Here is a 15,538-nt window from a genome sequence, read left to right as displayed (position 1 = left end):
GTGGCAGACATCAAGAACTACACTCTGAACTTCGGTCCGCAGCACCCGGCAGCGCACGGTGTGCTGCGCTTGGTGCTGGAGCTGGACGGCGAAGTGATCCAGCGCGCCGATCCGCACATCGGCCTGTTGCACCGCGCGACCGAAAAGCTCGCCGAATCGAAGACGTTCCTGCAATCCGTGCCGTACATGGATCGTCTGGACTACGTCTCGATGATGTGCAACGAGCACGCCTATGTGATGGCGATCGAAAAGCTGCTCGGCGTCGAAGTGCCGATTCGCGCACAATACATCCGCGTGATGTTCGACGAAATTACGCGCGTTCTGAATCACCTGATGTGGATCGGCTCCCATGCGCTCGACGTGGGCGCGATGGCGGTGTTCCTGTACGCCTTCCGTGAGCGCGAAGATCTGTTCGACGTGTATGAAGCCGTTTCGGGTGCACGTATGCACGCGGCTTACTACCGTCCGGGCGGTGTGTACCGCGATCTGCCGGACACGATGCCGAAGTATCGTGCGTCGAAGTTCCACAACGAGCGTGCGATCAAGAAGATGAACGAAGCGCGCGAAGGCTCGCTGCTGGACTTCATCGAAGATTTCGCCATCCGCTTCCCGAAGTGTGTCGACGAGTACGAAACGCTGCTCACCGACAACCGTATCTGGAAGCAGCGTCTGGTCGGTATCGGCGTGGTGTCGCCCGAGCGTGCCATGCAGCTCGGCTTCTCCGGTGCGATGCTGCGTGGCTCGGGCATTGCCTGGGATTTGCGCAAGAAGCAGCCGTACGAAGTGTACGACCGCCTCGAGTTCGACATCCCGGTGGGTAAGGAAGGCGATTGTTACGACCGTTATCTGGTGCGCGTTGAAGAAATGCGCCAGTCGGCCAGCCTGATTCGTCAGTGCGTGAAATGGTTGCGTGCCAACGAAGGTCCGGTGATTACGGACAATCACAAGGTGGCGCCGCCGTCGCGAGTGGAAATGAAGTCGAACATGGAAGAGCTGATTCACCACTTCAAGCTCTTCACCGAAGGCTTCCACGTGCCCGCCGGCGAGACGTATGCCGCTATCGAGCACCCGAAGGGCGAGTTCGGCATCTATCTGGTGTCGGACGGTGCCAACAAGCCGTACCGCCTGAAAATTCGCGCGCCGGGCTTTGCCCACCTTTCTGCGCTCGACGAGATGGCAAAGGGTCACATGATTGCAGATGCTGTCGCAATCATCGGTACCCAGGACATCGTGTTCGGCGAGATTGATCGCTAAATGCGCAGCGGGCGCCCCAGGCGCCCGCAGTGTTAATTCGGCAGGGTTTCGCAGGTCGATACCATTGCCGTTCCAGTTGCCGTGCCTGTGAGTTGCGGGCAGCCGAGATGATCGGCTCGCCCGCGCTGGCACGAGCGGGGATAACGTTTTAGAGAACCGTCGGATCGGAAATGCTTTCTCCCGAAGCCCTGAAGAAAATCGACCGTGCCGTTGCCAAATACCCTGCCGAGCAGAAACAGTCGGCGGTAATGCACGCACTTGCCGTAGCGCAGGTCGAGAAAGGCTGGTTGTCGCCCGAAGTGATGCAATTCGTGGCGGACTACCTCGAGATGCCCGCAGTCGCGGTGCAAGAGGTCGCAACCTTCTACACCATGTTCAACACGAGCCCCGTGGGCAAGTTCAAGTTGACCGTGTGCACGAACCTGCCTTGCCAGCTCACGCGCGGCGAAGAGATGGCCAAGTACCTGAAGGAGAAGCTGGGTGTCGAGTACAACGACATCACGCCGGATGGTCTCTTCACGGTCAAGGAAGGTGAGTGCATGGGCGCTTGCGGCGATGCCCCCGTCATGCTGGTGAACAACCACCGCATGTGCGGCTTCATGAACGAAGCCAAGGTCGACGCGCTCATCGACGAGCTCAAGGCCAAGGGTGCCGCGGGAGAGAAAGCATGACGTCGCTGCACAACCGTCACATCAAGCCGCTGATTCTCGCTGGCCTCAATGGCGATAACTGGCATCTGGAAGATTACGTCAAGCGCGGTGGTTACCAGCAGCTCGCACGCATTCTGAAGGAAGGCCTCACGCCGGAGCAGGTCATTGCCGACGTCAAGGCATCGGGCCTGCGTGGCCGCGGAGGCGCAGGCTTCCCGACTGGTCTGAAGTGGAGCTTCATGCCGCGCGCGTTCCCGGGTCAGAAGTACCTTGTCTGTAACTCGGACGAAGGCGAACCCGGCACGTTCAAGGATCGCGACATCCTGCGCTACAACCCGCATGCGCTGATCGAAGGCATGGCCATCGGCGGTTTCGCCATGGGCATCACCGTCGGTTACAACTACATCCACGGCGAAATCTACGAAGTGTATGAACGCTTCGAAGCGGCGCTCGAGGAAGCGCGTGCCGCCGGTTATCTGGGCGAGAACATCCTCGGCACAGACTTCTCGTTCCAGTTGCACGCTCACCATGGCTATGGCGCGTACATCTGCGGCGAAGAAACCGCATTGCTCGAGTCGCTCGAGGGCAAGAAGGGCCAGCCGCGTTTCAAGCCGCCGTTCCCGGCGAGCTTCGGTCTGTACGGCAAGCCCACGACCATCAACAACACCGAGACGTTCGCGGCGGTTCCGTTCCTGCTGGCCACCGGCCCTCAGCAGTATCTGGAAATGGGCAAGCCGAACAACGGCGGCACCAAGATTTTCTCGGTGTCGGGCGACGTCGAGCTGCCGGGTAACTACGAAGTGCCGCTGGGCACACCGTTTCCCGAGTTGCTGGAACTTGCCGGTGGCATGCGCGGCGGCAAGAAGCTCAAGGCCGTGATTCCGGGCGGCTCGTCGGCACCGGTCGTGCCGGCCGGGTTGATGATGGAAACCACGATGGACTACGACAGCATCGCCAAGGCTGGATCGATGCTGGGCTCTGGCGCCGTGATCGTGATGGACGAGACACGCTGCATGGTGCGCTCGCTGCTGCGTTTGTCGTACTTCTACTACGAAGAATCGTGCGGTCAGTGCACGCCGTGCCGTGAAGGCACGGGCTGGCTGTGGCGCGTGGTCAATCGTATCGAGCACGGTGAAGGCCGCAAGGAAGATCTGGACCTGCTCAACTCGGTGGCCGAGAACATCATGGGCCGTACCATTTGCGCGCTGGGCGACGCCGCAGCGATGCCGGTGCGCGGCATGCTCAAACACTTCTGGGACGAGTTCGCCTACCACGTCGAGCACAAGCATTGCTTGGTCGGCGCTCACTAATCCCTTTTGACGCTTGGCATTGAACCGCTATGGTTGAAATCGAAATTGACGGCCAAAAGGTCGAGGTGCCCGAAGGCAGCATGGTGATCCAGGCTGCCAAGAAGAATGGCACCTATATTCCTCACTTCTGCTACCACAAGAAGCTGTCCATCGCTGCGAACTGCCGCATGTGCCTGGTCGAGGTCGAAAAGGCCCCGAAGGCCGTGCCGGCCTGTGCAACGCCGGTGGCCAACGGCATGATCGTGCGCACCAACTCCGAGAAGGCTGTGAAGGCACAGCAATCGGTGATGGAGTTCCTGCTGATCAATCACCCGCTCGACTGCCCGATCTGCGATCAGGGGGGGGAGTGCCAACTGCAGGACTTGGCCGTCGGTTACGGCAAGTCGGCGTCGCGCTATCAGGAAGAGAAGCGCGTGGTGTTCCACAAGAACGTGGGCCCGCTCATCTCGATGGAAGAGATGTCGCGCTGCATCCACTGCACCCGCTGCGTGCGTTTCGGTCAGGAAGTGGCCGGCGTCATGGAGTTCGGCATGCTGGGGCGCGGCGAGCACTCGGAAATCACGTCGTTCGTCGGCAAGACGGTCGACTCCGAACTCTCGGGCAACATGATCGACCTGTGCCCGGTCGGTGCGCTGACGTCGAAGCCGTTCCGTTACAGCGCCCGTACGTGGGAGCTGTCGCGCCGCAAGTCGGTGAGCCCTCACGATGGCGTGGGCGCGAACCTCGTGGTGCAAGTGAAGAACAACAAGGTCATGCGCGTTGTGCCGCTCGAGAACGAAGCGGTCAACGAATGCTGGATCTCGGACAAGGACCGTTTCTCGTACGAAGGTCTGAACAGCGACGATCGCCTCACCAAGCCGATGCTCAAGCAAGGCGGTGAGTGGCACGAAGTCGACTGGCAGACGGCGCTCGAGTACGTCGGTCACGGTTTGACGGACATCATCCGCGACTTCGGCGCCGACGCCGTCGCCGCACTGGCCTCGCCGCATGCCACGCTCGAAGAACTGCACCTGTTGCAGAAGTTCGTGCGCGCACTGGGCAGCGAGAACGTCGACTTCCGTCTGCGTCAGACGGATGTATCGGGCGGCACCCAGGGCGCACCGTGGCTCGGCCTGCCGATCGCAGAACTCGACACGCTGCAAAGCGCACTGGTCGTCGGCTCGTTCCTGCGCAAGGATCATCCGCTGTTCGCCTCGCGTCTGCGCTCCGCTGTGAAGGCCGGTGGCCAACTCAACGTGCTGCACGGCTCGGACGACGATCTGCTGGTGAAGCTCGCCAACAAGATCATCGCCGCACCGAGCGCCTGGGTGAGCGAACTGGCCGGTATCGCCGTGGCGGCTGCCGCTGCCAAGGGCGTTGCCGCTCCGGCAGAGCTGGCCGGTGTGAGCGCTAGCGATACGGCCAAGGCCATCGCTGCGTCGTTGGTGAACGGTGAGCGTCGCGCAATTCTGCTGGGTAACGCCGCTGTGCAGCATCCGCAGTTCTCGCAACTGCACGCCATCGCGCAAGTGATCGCTGACATCACCGGCGCCACGCTGGGCTTCCTGACCGAAGGCGCCAACACGGTCGGCGGCTACGCAGTGAAGGCCACGAACGCGAAGGGCGCAGCCGCGCTGTTCGCGCAGCCGCGTCAGGCATACCTGCTGCTCAACGCCGAGCCGGAGTACGACTCGGCCGATGCGAAGCAAGCACTCACGGCTTTGAGCGCCGCGAAGATGGTTGTCTCGCTCTCGCCGTTCAAGCATGGCCTCGACTACGCCGACGTGCTGCTGCCGATCGCGCCGTTCACGGAAACCGCCGGTACGTTCGTCAACGCCGAAGGTCTGCCGCAACACTTCAACGGTGTGGTGCGTGCGCTGGGCGAAACGCGTCCGGGCTGGAAGGTGCTGCGCGTGCTGGGTAACCTGCTGAAGCTGCAAGGCTTCGAGCAAGACACGGCCGAGCAGGTTCGCGACGAAGCCCTCGCCGGTTTCTCGGCGGCCTCGCTCGATAACCGCGCCAAGGCTGCACTGACTGCGCCGAAGGCGGCGGGTCAGGGGCTGGAGCGTCTGGCCGATGTGCCGATCTACGCTGCCGATGCACTGGTGCGCCGTGCGCCGTCGCTGCAACTGACGAACGATGCCAAGGCAGCGCTGCGTGCCACGCTGCCGGCGGCACTGTTCGACAGCCTGGGCCTCGCTGCCGGCGACGCCGTGCGCGTGCGTCAGGGCGATGCCGTGGTTACGCTGCCGGCCGCTCGCTCGGAAACGCTGCCTGCCAACGTGGTGCGCGTTCCGGCAGCCACGCCGGCGTCCGCCGCGCTTGGCGCGATGTTCGGTGAAATTTCGGTGGAGAAGGCGTAAATGAGCCTGAACGAAGTCATCAATCAATACGGCACGCAACTGCTGGGCGTGGCCTGGCCGACGGTGTGGGCGCTGGTCCGCATTCTCGTTGTGGCCGTGATCCTGCTGCTGTGCGTGGCGTACCTGATTCTGTGGGAGCGTAAGCTCATCGGCTGGATGCACGTGCGTCTCGGTCCGAACCGTGTGGGTCCGGCCGGTCTGCTTCAGCCGATCGCCGACGTGTTGAAGCTCCTGCTCAAGGAAGTCATCACGCCGTCGCAAGTCAGCAAGGGCATTTACGCCATCGCTCCGGTGATGGCGGTGCTGCCGGCCTTTGCGATCTGGGCGGTGATCCCGTTCCAGCCGGGGGCGGTGCTGGCCGACGTGAACGCCGGTCTGCTGTACGCCATCGCGATCTCGTCGATCGGTGTGTACGGTGTGATTCTCGCCGGTTGGGCATCGAACTCGAAGTACGCCTTCCTCGGCGCCATGCGCGCGTCGGCCCAGATGATTTCGTACGAAATCGCCATGGGCTTCGCGCTGGTGACGGTGCTGATGACGGCTGGCTCGCTCAATCTGTCGGACATCGTGCGCTCGCAAGAGCACGGCATGTTCGCCGGCATGGGGCTGAACCTGTTGTCGTGGAACTGGCTGCCGCTGCTGCCGATGTTCCTCGTCTACTTCATCTCGGGTATTGCGGAAACGAACCGCCACCCGTTCGACGTGGTGGAAGGTGAGTCGGAAATCGTGGCCGGTCACATGATCGAGTACTCGGGCATGGGCTTCGCGCTCTTCTTCCTGGCCGAGTACATCAACATGATCATCATCTCGGCGCTGGCTTCGGTGTTGTTCCTGGGTGGCTGGAGTGCGCCGTTCGGCTTCCTGTCGTTCATCCCGGGGGTATTCTGGCTGGCGTTCAAGGTGTTCCTGCTGCTGTCGGTGTTCATCTGGGTGCGTGCGACGTTCCCGCGCTACCGCTACGACCAGATCATGCGTCTGGGCTGGAAAGTTTTCCTGCCGTTGACGATCGTTTGGGTGATCGTGGTGGGTGGCTGGATCATGTCGCCCTGGAACATCTGGGGCTGAGGCGAACGGAGTAGAGGAATCCCATGGTAAGGGCAATCAAGGACTTTTTCGGCAGTTTCCTGTTGTTGGAACTGCTCAAGGGCATGGCGCTCACGGGGCGCTACACGTTCGCTCGTAAGGTGACGGTGCAGTTTCCGGAAGAGAAGACGCCGCTGTCGCCGCGTTTTCGCGGTCTGCATGCGCTGCGCCGTTATCCGAACGGTGAAGAGCGCTGCATCGCCTGCAAGTTGTGCGAAGCGGTGTGCCCGGCAATGGCCATCACGATCGAGTCGGATGTGCGTGACGACGGCACTCGCCGTACCACGCGTTACGACATCGATCTGACCAAATGCATTTTCTGCGGCTTCTGCGAAGAAAGCTGCCCGGTGGACTCGATCGTCGAGACACACATTCTCGAGTATCACGGCGAGAAGCGTGGCGATCTGTACTTCACCAAGGAAATGTTGCTCGCGGTGGGCGATCGTTACGAAAACGAAATCGCGGCGGCCAAGGCGGCCGATGCGCCGTACCGTTAAGCAGGGCAGGGCGCGGCAGATCGATGGCGCGCCCGGTACGGCAATTGACGTTGGCTAATTCTCGCGACACCCGGTGATTATGGAATTCACAACCTTTCTTTTCTACGTGTTTGCGCTGATCCTCGTGGTCTCAGGCCTGAAGGTCGTGACCTCGCGCAACCCCGTGCAGTCGGCACTGTTCCTGGTGCTGGCCTTCTTCAACGCCGCGGCGATCTGGATGCTGCTCGAGGCCGAGTTCCTGGCGATCATGCTGGTGCTCGTCTACGTCGGCGCGGTGATGGTGCTGTTCCTGTTCGTGGTGATGATGATCGACATCAATCTCGACGAACTGCGACGCGGCTTCGGCAAGTTCATTCCGCTGGCGAGCACGGTCGGCGCGATCATGATCGTCGAAGCGTCGCTGGTGCTGATGCGCGGCTACGGCGCCACGCGCGCACCGGTCAAGGCTGTGTCGGCCCCCGATGTGCCGAACACCAAAGCGCTCGGTATCGCGCTGTACACCGACTATATCTTTGCCTTCGAAGTGGCAGGTCTGATCCTGCTGGTGGCCGTTGTGGCAGCCGTTGCGCTCACGATGCGTACCCGTAAGGATCACAAACAGACCGACCCGAGCAAGCAGGTACGCGTGAAGGCGCGCGACCGCGTGCGTCTGGTGTCGATGCCCGCCGAAGCCCGGCAGCAATCCACCGGCACTGACAAGCCGGCGGCGGAATAAGGAGACAGCATGATGTCGTTATCGCTAGCGCATTACCTGGTGTTGGGCGCGATTCTCTTCGCGATCAGCATTACCGGTATCTTCCTCAACCGCAGAAATGTGATTGTGCTGCTGATGGCCATCGAGCTGATGTTGCTCGCGGTCAATCTGAACTTCGTCGCGTTCTCGCACTACCTGGGCGACATTGCCGGCCAGGTATTCGTGTTCTTCATTCTTACGGTGGCCGCCGCGGAAGCCGCGATCGGTCTGGCCATTCTGGTCACGCTGTTCCGTAAGCTCGAAACGGTCAACGTCGAAGATCTCGACCGCCTTAAGGGTTAACAAAAGCGAACGCTGTTATGGCATCCACATTGAATCCCAACCTGCTGCTCGCGATCCCGCTGGCGCCGCTCGCCGGCTCCCTGATTGCCGGTCTGTTCGGCAAGCAAGTCGGACGCGCGGGCGCCCACACGGTCACGATCCTCGGCGTGCTGGTCGCGTTTGTCCTGTCGGTCATGACCTTCATCGACGTCATGAACGGTGCGAGCTTCAACGCCACCGTTTATGAATGGGCTCGCATCGGCGAACTCAAACTCGAGATCGGCTTCCTCGTCGACACGCTCACCGTCACCATGATGTGCGTGGTCACTTCCGTCTCGCTGATGGTGCACATCTACACCATCGGCTACATGGCGGAAGACCCCGGTTACCAGCGCTTCTTCTCGTACATCTCGCTGTTCACGTTCTCGATGTTGATGCTCGTGATGAGCAACAACTTCCTGCAACTGTTCTTCGGCTGGGAAGCGGTGGGTCTGGTCTCGTACCTGCTGATCGGTTTCTGGTACACGCGTCCGACCGCAATCTACGCCAACATGAAGGCGTTCCTGGTCAACCGTGTCGGTGACTTCGGCTTCCTGCTCGGTATCGGCCTGCTGCTGGCCTTCACCGGCACGCTGAATTACGGCGAAGTGTTCGCCAAGGCCAACGATGTCGCGGCCCTGTCGTTCCCGGGCACCGACTGGCGCCTGATTACGGTGGCCTGTATCTGCCTGTTCATCGGCGCGATGGGTAAGTCGGCACAGTTCCCGCTGCACGTCTGGCTGCCCGACTCGATGGAAGGCCCGACCCCGATCTCGGCACTGATTCACGCGGCCACGATGGTGACCGCAGGTATCTTCATGGTGAGCCGCATGTCGCCGCTGTTCGAGCTGTCGGACACCGCGCTGTCGTTCATCACGATCATCGGTGCGATCACGGCGCTGTTCATGGGCTTCCTGGGCATGATCCAGAACGACATCAAGCGTGTCGTGGCCTACTCGACGCTCTCGCAGCTCGGTTACATGACGGTCGCGCTCGGCGTGTCGGCCTACCCGGTGGCCATCTTCCACCTGATGACGCACGCGTTCTTCAAGGCGCTGCTGTTCCTCGGCGCCGGCTCGGTCATCATCGGTATGCACCACGATCAGGACATGCGCAACATGGGCGGCCTGTGGAAGTACATGCCGATCACGTGGATCACGTCGCTGCTCGGTTCGCTGGCGCTGATCGGCACGCCGTTCTTCTCGGGCTTCTACTCGAAGGACTCGATCATCGAAGCGGTGGCAGCCTCGCATCTGCCGGGTTCGGGCTTCGCTTACTTCGCAGTGGTCGCCAGCGTGTTCGTCACGGCGTTCTACTCGTTCCGTATGTACTTCCTGGTCTTCCACGGCAAGGAGCGTTTCGGTCTGGCGCACCATGACCATCACGACGCGCATCACGAGGAAGAGGAAGAGGATTCGCACGGCGAGCACCATGGTCTGGCACCGGGTCAGAAGCCGCACGAGTCGCCTGCTGTCGTGACGATTCCGCTGATTCTGCTGGCGATCCCGTCGGTCATCATCGGTGCGATTGCGATTGCCCCGATGCTCTTCGGCGAATTCTTCAAGCAGGGCGTGGCGTTCAAGGACGTGATCTTCATCGGCGAGAACCACCCGGCGATGGAAGAACTGAGCCATGAGTTCCACGGTTGGGTAGCGATGGCGCTGCACTCGTTCGGCACGCTGCCGATCGCGTTGTCGGCACTGGGTATCGTGCTCGCAGCCTTCTTCTACCTGAAGCGCCCGGACATTCCGGAAGCACTGAAGAACAAGTTCTCGGGTATCTACAATCTGCTCGACAACAAGTACTACATGGACAAGATCAACGAAGTGGTCTTCGCCAAGGGCGCGCTCAAGATTGGCCGCGGCCTGTGGAAGGCGGGCGATCAGGGTCTCATCGACGGTGCCGTCGTGAATGGCAGCGCGCGTCTGGTGGGCTGGTTCGCCGGTGTCATCCGCTTCGCACAATCCGGTTACATCTACCACTACGCGTTCGCCATGATCATCGGCATGCTCGGGCTCCTGACGCTGTTTGTGACGTTGAACGGCAAGTAATAGGGGGAGCCAACAATAATGCAATCGCTACCGCTTCTGAGTCTGGCCATTTGGCTGCCCATCCTGTCGGGGATCGTTGTCCTCGCAGTGGGGAATGACCGTAACCCGACGGGCGCACGCGTGCTGGCGCTCATCGGTTCGCTGGTGAGCTTCCTGGTCACGCTACCGCTGATCTCGAACTTCGACGCCAACACGCCGGCGTTCCAGTACGTCGAAAAGACGAGCTGGATCGAGCGTTTCCACATCAACTACTTCCTGGGCATCGACGGCATCTCGCTGTGGCTGGTCGTGCTGACCGCGCTCATCACGGTGATCGTGGTGATCGCGGGCTGGGAAGTGATCACGGAGCGTGTGTCGCAGTACATGGCCGCGTTCCTGATCCTCTCGGGGCTGATGATCGGTGTGTTCTCGGCGCAAGACGGCCTGCTGTTCTACGTGTTCTTCGAGGCTACGCTGATCCCGATGTACCTGATCATCGGTGTGTGGGGGGGGCCGAACCGTGTGTACGCAGCGTTCAAGTTCTTCCTGTACACGCTGCTCGGCTCGCTGCTGATGCTGGTCGCGCTGATCTATCTGTACACCGCAACGGGTTCGTTCACGCTGACCGACTGGTACGCGGTGAAGTTGCCGATGAACGTGCAGATACTGCTGTTCGTGGCGTTCTTCATGGCCTTTGCCGTGAAGGTGCCGATGTGGCCGGTGCACACCTGGTTGCCGGACGCTCACGTGGAAGCGCCGACGGGCGGCTCGGTCGTGCTGGCCGCCATCATGCTGAAGCTCGGTGCGTACGGTTTCCTGCGCTTCTCGCTGCCGATCGCCCCGGACGCCAGCCACTACCTGTCGGGCTTCATGATTGCGCTTGCGCTGATCGCCGTCGTCTACATCGGCCTCGTGGCGCTGGTGCAGACCGATATGAAGAAGCTGGTGGCGTACTCGTCGATTGCGCACATGGGCTTCGTGATCCTCGGCTTCTTCATGTTCAGCGAAATCGGCATGCAGGGCGCGCTGGTTCAGATGATCTCGCACGGTTTCGTGTCGGGCGCCATGTTCCTGTGTATCGGTGTGCTGTACGACCGCATGCACTCGCGCAACATCGCCGATTACGGCGGTGTGGTGAACACGATGCCGAAGTTTGCGACGTTCTTCATGCTGTTCGCGATGGCCAACAGCGGTCTGCCGGCGACGTCGGGCTTCGTGGGTGAATTCCTGGTGATTTTGGGCGCCGTGAAGCTGAACTTCTGGGTGGGCCTGCTGGCGGCCACTTCGCTGATCACCGGTGCGGCTTACTCGCTGTGGATGTACAAGCGCGTGATCTTCGGTGCCATCGCCAACGACCATGTGCGTGAGCTGATCGATATCAACAAGCGCGAGTTCTTCATGCTGGCCGTGCTGGCTGCACTCACGCTGTTCATGGGTATCTATCCGAAGCCTTTCACGGACCTGATGCACACCTCCGTGGTTAACCTCCTCGCCCACGTGGCGCAGACCAAGCTGCCGTAATCGGGGAGGACATCTAGATCATGCAAAACATTAATCTGCTGCCTGCGTTGCCGGAGGCCATCCTGCTGCTCATGATCCTCGTGATCATGATGTGCGACGCGTTCCTCGGCCAGACGCGCAAGCTGAACTACGTTCTGGCACTCATCACGTCTGCGGTCGTGTCCGTGCTGTGGGCTTGCAATGCCGGGGACCCGGCATCGCACTACCTGTTCGGCAATATGTTCGTCGCCGATCCGATGTCGAACCTGCTCAAGGCCTTCGGTGGTCTGGCAACGTTCGTCACGTTCATCTACGGCCAGAAGTATCTGGAAGCGCGCGGCCTTGCCCGTGGCGACTTCTATGTCCTCAGCCTGTTCTCGCTGCTGGGTCTGTCGGTGATGATCTCGGGCAACAACTTCCTGACGCTGTATCTGGGTCTGGAACTGATGTCCCTGTCGCTGTACGCCCTCGCTGCCGTGTGGCGCGATTCGACGAACGCGACCGAGTCGGCCATGAAGTACTACGTGCTGGGCGCGCTCGCTTCGGGCTTCCTGCTGTACGGCATGTCGATGATGTACGGCGCGACCGGTTCGCTCGAACTGGCCAAGGTCTTCGAAGTCATCGCTTCGGGCGCCGTGAACAAGATCGTGCTCGTGTTCGGCGTGGTGTTCGTGGTCGCCGGTCTGGCGTTCAAGCTGGGCGCTGCTCCGTTCCACATGTGGGTGCCGGACGTCTACCAAGGCGCACCGACCCCGGTCACGCTGCTCATCGGTGGCGCGCCGAAGCTGGGTGCGTTTGCACTGCTGCTGCGTTTGCTCGTCGAAGGCATGCTGCCGCTGGCGATCGACTGGCAACAGATGCTGATCATCCTGGCGGTGCTCTCGCTGGTGATCGGTAACCTGACGGCCATCGTGCAGACCAACGTCAAGCGTCTGCTGGCGTATTCGACGATCTCGCACATGGGTTTCGTGCTGCTCGGCATGCTCTCGGGCGTGGTCGGCGGCAAGATCGACGGTATCGCCGACGCTTACGGTTCGTCGCTGTTCTACAGCGTGATCTACCTGCTGACGACGCTGGGCACGTTCGGTATCGTGCTGCTGCTCTCGCGCAAGGGCTTTGAAGCCGAGAACCTCACGGATCTGAAGGGCCTGAACCAGCGTAGCCCGTGGTTCGCCTTCGTCATGCTGATGCTGATGTTCTCGCTGGCCGGCATTCCGCCGCTGGCGGGCTTCTATGCCAAGCTGGCTGTGCTGCAAGCCGTGGTCAACGCCGGTATGGTGTGGCTGGCCGTCGTGGCCGTGATCGCATCGCTGATCGGCGCGTTCTACTACCTGCGTGTCGTCAAGCTGATGTACTTCGACAAGCCGGAAGACGCCAATGCGCTGGAAGGCAGCGGTACGATGCGCTTCGTGCTGTCGCTGAACGGTCTGGTGCTGGTTTATCTGGGCCTGATGCCGGGCTCGTTGATGGATTGGTGCCTGCGCACCATCAAACTGACGCTGGCCAGCTAAGCGGCCGGGGACGTTCGGAAGCGCGACGTCGGCGAAGGCAACGACGCCGACAGGAAACCGGGCAGGGCGGGCCGAGATGGCCGGCCCGGCTCAAGAGAGACAAACAGGCGGAGGCAAGAACGATGGGCATGTCGGCAGGGGGTACGCTTGTGATTCTGCTGGCCGCGCTGGGCGCGAACCTGCCGTTCGTGAATCAGCGCCTGTTCGGCCTCATTGCGCTCAAGCGGGCGATCAAGCCGCTGTGGCTGCGTCTGATCGAACTGGTGGTGGCCTATTTCGTGGTGCGCGCCCTCGGATATCTGATCGAATCGGGCATCGGCAACGTGTTTTCGCAGGGCTGGGAGTTCTACGCCGTGACGGCGAGTCTGTTTGTCGTGTTCGCGTTTCCGGGCTTCGTTTACCGATATTTGTGGCGTCATCGACCGGCGGTGGCCGCTTGAGATGTCTGCTTTGCAAAACGCCGCCCTTGGGCGGCGTTTTGTTTTGGGTTCGCCAATTTTCAGCCGTGGAGGGCTTATGACCCAACGTCAAACCGACGATCAACATCTGATTGAGACATGTGTTACGAGTGAGACGGTCTACGACGGTGCATTCCTGACCATCAAGCGCGATCGCGTCCGTCTGCCCGATGGCAAGACAGCCGTGCGCGAGTACACCACCCACCCGGGGGCGGTCATGGTGATTCCGCTTTTCGAAGACGGTCAGGTGCTCATGGAGCGTCAGTATCGTTACCCGCTCGAGCGTGTGATGACGGAATTGCCCGCAGGCAAGCTCGACGACGCCGAAGGCGGTCTGGCCTGTGGTCAGCGTGAACTGCTGGAAGAGACCGGGTACTACGCCAAGCGCTGGGACTACCTCACGCGTATTCATCCGGTGATTTCGTATTCGACGGAATTCATCGATATCTGGCTCGCACGCGACCTCACGCTTGGCGAGCAGCGTCTCGATGAAGGCGAGTTTCTCGACGTGTTCAAGATGCCTGCGACCGAACTGCTGCAGTGGGTGCGCGACGGGCGCATAACGGACGTAAAATCGATCATCGGCGCGTTCTGGCTGGAGAAGATATTATCGGGAGTCTGGCAGCCGAACGAGCGTTCGCCGCTGCGCTGATCCATCGTCATTATTTCAGCTCGTGCCTTGCGACTGGCGGGGCCGGGACACATTCATAGCGTCATGAAGGTTTTTGATTTGCGTTGTGCACACGAGCACACCTTCGAGGGCTGGTTCGGCTCGGAGGACGATTACCTTTCGCAGCAAGCGCGGGGGCTGGTGACTTGCCCCGTTTGCGGTGATACGGCGATCGTTCGCATGCCGTCTGCGCCGCGCCTGAACTTGTCGGGGGCGACCTCGCGAGCCGATGCCGCGCCGCCAGCGGCCACGCCGGGGCAGCACGGCGCTTCGGGCGGCGCCATCGAGGCGAAACGCGAATTGCAGACGCTGTGGATGAAGGCTGTGCGCCACGTCATGGCGAACACGGAAGACGTCGGCAGCAACTTCGCGGAGGAAGCCCGCAAGATCCATTATCGGGAAGCCCCGGAGCGCAATATCCGAGGGACGGTGTCTCGGGAAGAGACCGAGGCGCTGGCGGAGGAGGGCATCGACGTGATGCCGCTCCCCATTCCCGACGGCTTCAAGGATACGTTACAGTAAGCCCATCGCCGGAGCCGGTTCGGGGTGCGGCAGCGCCGGCATCCGGTGCAGTCCTGGCTTTTGCTGGCGATCGCTGCGCTATTTCCACGCATTTGCACGCATTTCCATTCTCACGCGCCCGACAGACGACGCCGGCGCGCCGTACGGAGGAGTTCGCGATGGCAACGTTCGAGTATTACTTCGAGGATTTCGCAGTAGGCGACACCTTCGATCTGGGCGAATACACGTTCACGGCAGACGAGATCGTGCACTTTGCCCGGCAGTTCGATCCCCAGCCGTTTCACGTCGATGAGTTGGCCGGCCGCGAGTCTCATTTCGGAGGACTGGTGGCCAGTGGCTGGCACACTTGCAGCATCATGATGCGGATGAATGTCGACAAGCTGCTCTCGCGCTCGGCGAGCATGGGGTCACCGGGCGTCGAACAGATCGAATGGCTCAAGCCGGTGCGCCCAGGGGACACGATCAACGTGACGAGCAGCACGCTGGAGGTTCGCGCGTCGAAGAGCCGTCCCGATCGCGGTATCGTGCGGCAGCTCTGGACAGCCACGAACCAGCATGGCGAGGAAGTGTGCCGGTTCCGGGGAACGGGGCTCTATCTGAAGCGCGTCGTCTGAAGCCAACTGAAAAAAAACGGCAGACGGCTTGACCGGCGGGCGT

15 protein-coding genes are annotated in these 15,538 nt (G+C 61.2%); all 15 read left to right on the top strand.

The genetic code is table 11. The features are described 5' to 3' along the window. The 15 genes from C266_RS02105 to C266_RS02035 all read left to right on the top strand — a co-directional run bounded on the left by C266_RS02105 (position 1) and on the right by C266_RS02035 (position 15,495). Entirely contained in the window at positions 1 to 1,254 is a 1,254-nt protein-coding gene (locus tag C266_RS02105) for an NADH-quinone oxidoreductase subunit D (RefSeq protein ID WP_010807411.1), read from the top strand. A 170-nt stretch (positions 1,255 to 1,424) separates the two neighbouring features. Further along, positions 1,425 to 1,925, top strand: a complete 501-nt coding sequence (gene nuoE / locus C266_RS02100; protein WP_010807410.1) for an NADH-quinone oxidoreductase subunit NuoE — start codon at positions 1,425 to 1,427, stop codon at positions 1,923 to 1,925. Continuing rightward, entirely contained in the window at positions 1,922 to 3,214 is a 1,293-nt protein-coding gene (gene nuoF / locus C266_RS02095; RefSeq protein WP_010807409.1) for an NADH-quinone oxidoreductase subunit NuoF, read from the top strand. Before nuoE ends, nuoF begins: the two co-directional genes overlap by 4 nt. 29 nt (positions 3,215 to 3,243) lie before the next feature. Further along, entirely contained in the window at positions 3,244 to 5,556 is a 2,313-nt protein-coding gene (gene nuoG, locus C266_RS02090) for an NADH-quinone oxidoreductase subunit NuoG (protein ID WP_010807408.1), read from the top strand. Next, positions 5,557 to 6,621, top strand: a complete 1,065-nt coding sequence (gene nuoH, locus C266_RS02085) for an NADH-quinone oxidoreductase subunit NuoH (RefSeq protein ID WP_010807407.1) — start codon at positions 5,557 to 5,559, stop codon at positions 6,619 to 6,621. Positions 6,622 to 6,644: 23 nt separating this feature from the next. Further along, positions 6,645 to 7,136, top strand: a complete 492-nt coding sequence (nuoI, locus tag C266_RS02080; RefSeq protein WP_010807406.1) for an NADH-quinone oxidoreductase subunit NuoI — start codon at positions 6,645 to 6,647, stop codon at positions 7,134 to 7,136. A 79-nt stretch (positions 7,137 to 7,215) separates the two neighbouring features. After that, positions 7,216 to 7,851 (top strand): NADH-quinone oxidoreductase subunit J, encoded by a 636-nt coding sequence (locus C266_RS02075; RefSeq protein ID WP_010807405.1) that lies wholly within the window; start codon positions 7,216 to 7,218, stop codon positions 7,849 to 7,851. Positions 7,852 to 7,860: 9 nt separating this feature from the next. Further along, positions 7,861 to 8,172 (top strand): NADH-quinone oxidoreductase subunit NuoK, encoded by a 312-nt coding sequence (gene nuoK / locus C266_RS02070; protein WP_023596640.1) that lies wholly within the window; start codon positions 7,861 to 7,863, stop codon positions 8,170 to 8,172. 17 nt (positions 8,173 to 8,189) lie between these two features. Then, positions 8,190 to 10,241, top strand: a complete 2,052-nt coding sequence (gene nuoL, locus C266_RS02065; protein ID WP_010807403.1) for an NADH-quinone oxidoreductase subunit L — start codon at positions 8,190 to 8,192, stop codon at positions 10,239 to 10,241. Between the two features lie 18 nt (positions 10,242 to 10,259). Further along, positions 10,260 to 11,741, top strand: a complete 1,482-nt coding sequence (locus C266_RS02060; RefSeq protein WP_010807402.1) for an NADH-quinone oxidoreductase subunit M — start codon at positions 10,260 to 10,262, stop codon at positions 11,739 to 11,741. Positions 11,742 to 11,761: 20 nt separating this feature from the next. Further along, positions 11,762 to 13,231, top strand: a complete 1,470-nt coding sequence (nuoN, locus tag C266_RS02055) for an NADH-quinone oxidoreductase subunit NuoN (RefSeq protein WP_010807401.1) — start codon at positions 11,762 to 11,764, stop codon at positions 13,229 to 13,231. Positions 13,232 to 13,353: 122 nt separating this feature from the next. Further along, the gene (locus C266_RS02050; RefSeq protein WP_010807400.1) at positions 13,354 to 13,671 is read left to right on the top strand and encodes a DUF2818 family protein; all 318 of its coding nucleotides are present in this window, start codon (positions 13,354 to 13,356) and stop codon (positions 13,669 to 13,671) included. 76 nt (positions 13,672 to 13,747) lie between these two features. Next, entirely contained in the window at positions 13,748 to 14,341 is a 594-nt protein-coding gene (locus C266_RS02045) for an NUDIX domain-containing protein (RefSeq protein WP_010807399.1), read from the top strand. A 63-nt stretch (positions 14,342 to 14,404) separates the two neighbouring features. Further along, entirely contained in the window at positions 14,405 to 14,881 is a 477-nt protein-coding gene (locus C266_RS02040) for a DUF1178 family protein (protein WP_010807398.1), read from the top strand. A gap of 158 nt (positions 14,882 to 15,039) precedes the next feature. Further along, on the top strand, positions 15,040 to 15,495 hold the full coding sequence (locus C266_RS02035; RefSeq protein WP_010807397.1) for a MaoC family dehydratase: 456 nt from the start codon (positions 15,040 to 15,042) through the stop codon (positions 15,493 to 15,495). Positions 15,496 to 15,538 lie beyond the last annotated feature (43 nt).

This window comes from Pandoraea sp. SD6-2 (assembly GCF_000389825.1).
In the GTDB taxonomy this organism is placed as follows: Bacteria; Pseudomonadota; Gammaproteobacteria; order Burkholderiales; family Burkholderiaceae; genus Pandoraea; species Pandoraea communis.
The sequence above is the reverse complement of the archived record's forward strand: the minus strand, read 5'-3'. Positions and strand labels throughout refer to the sequence as shown.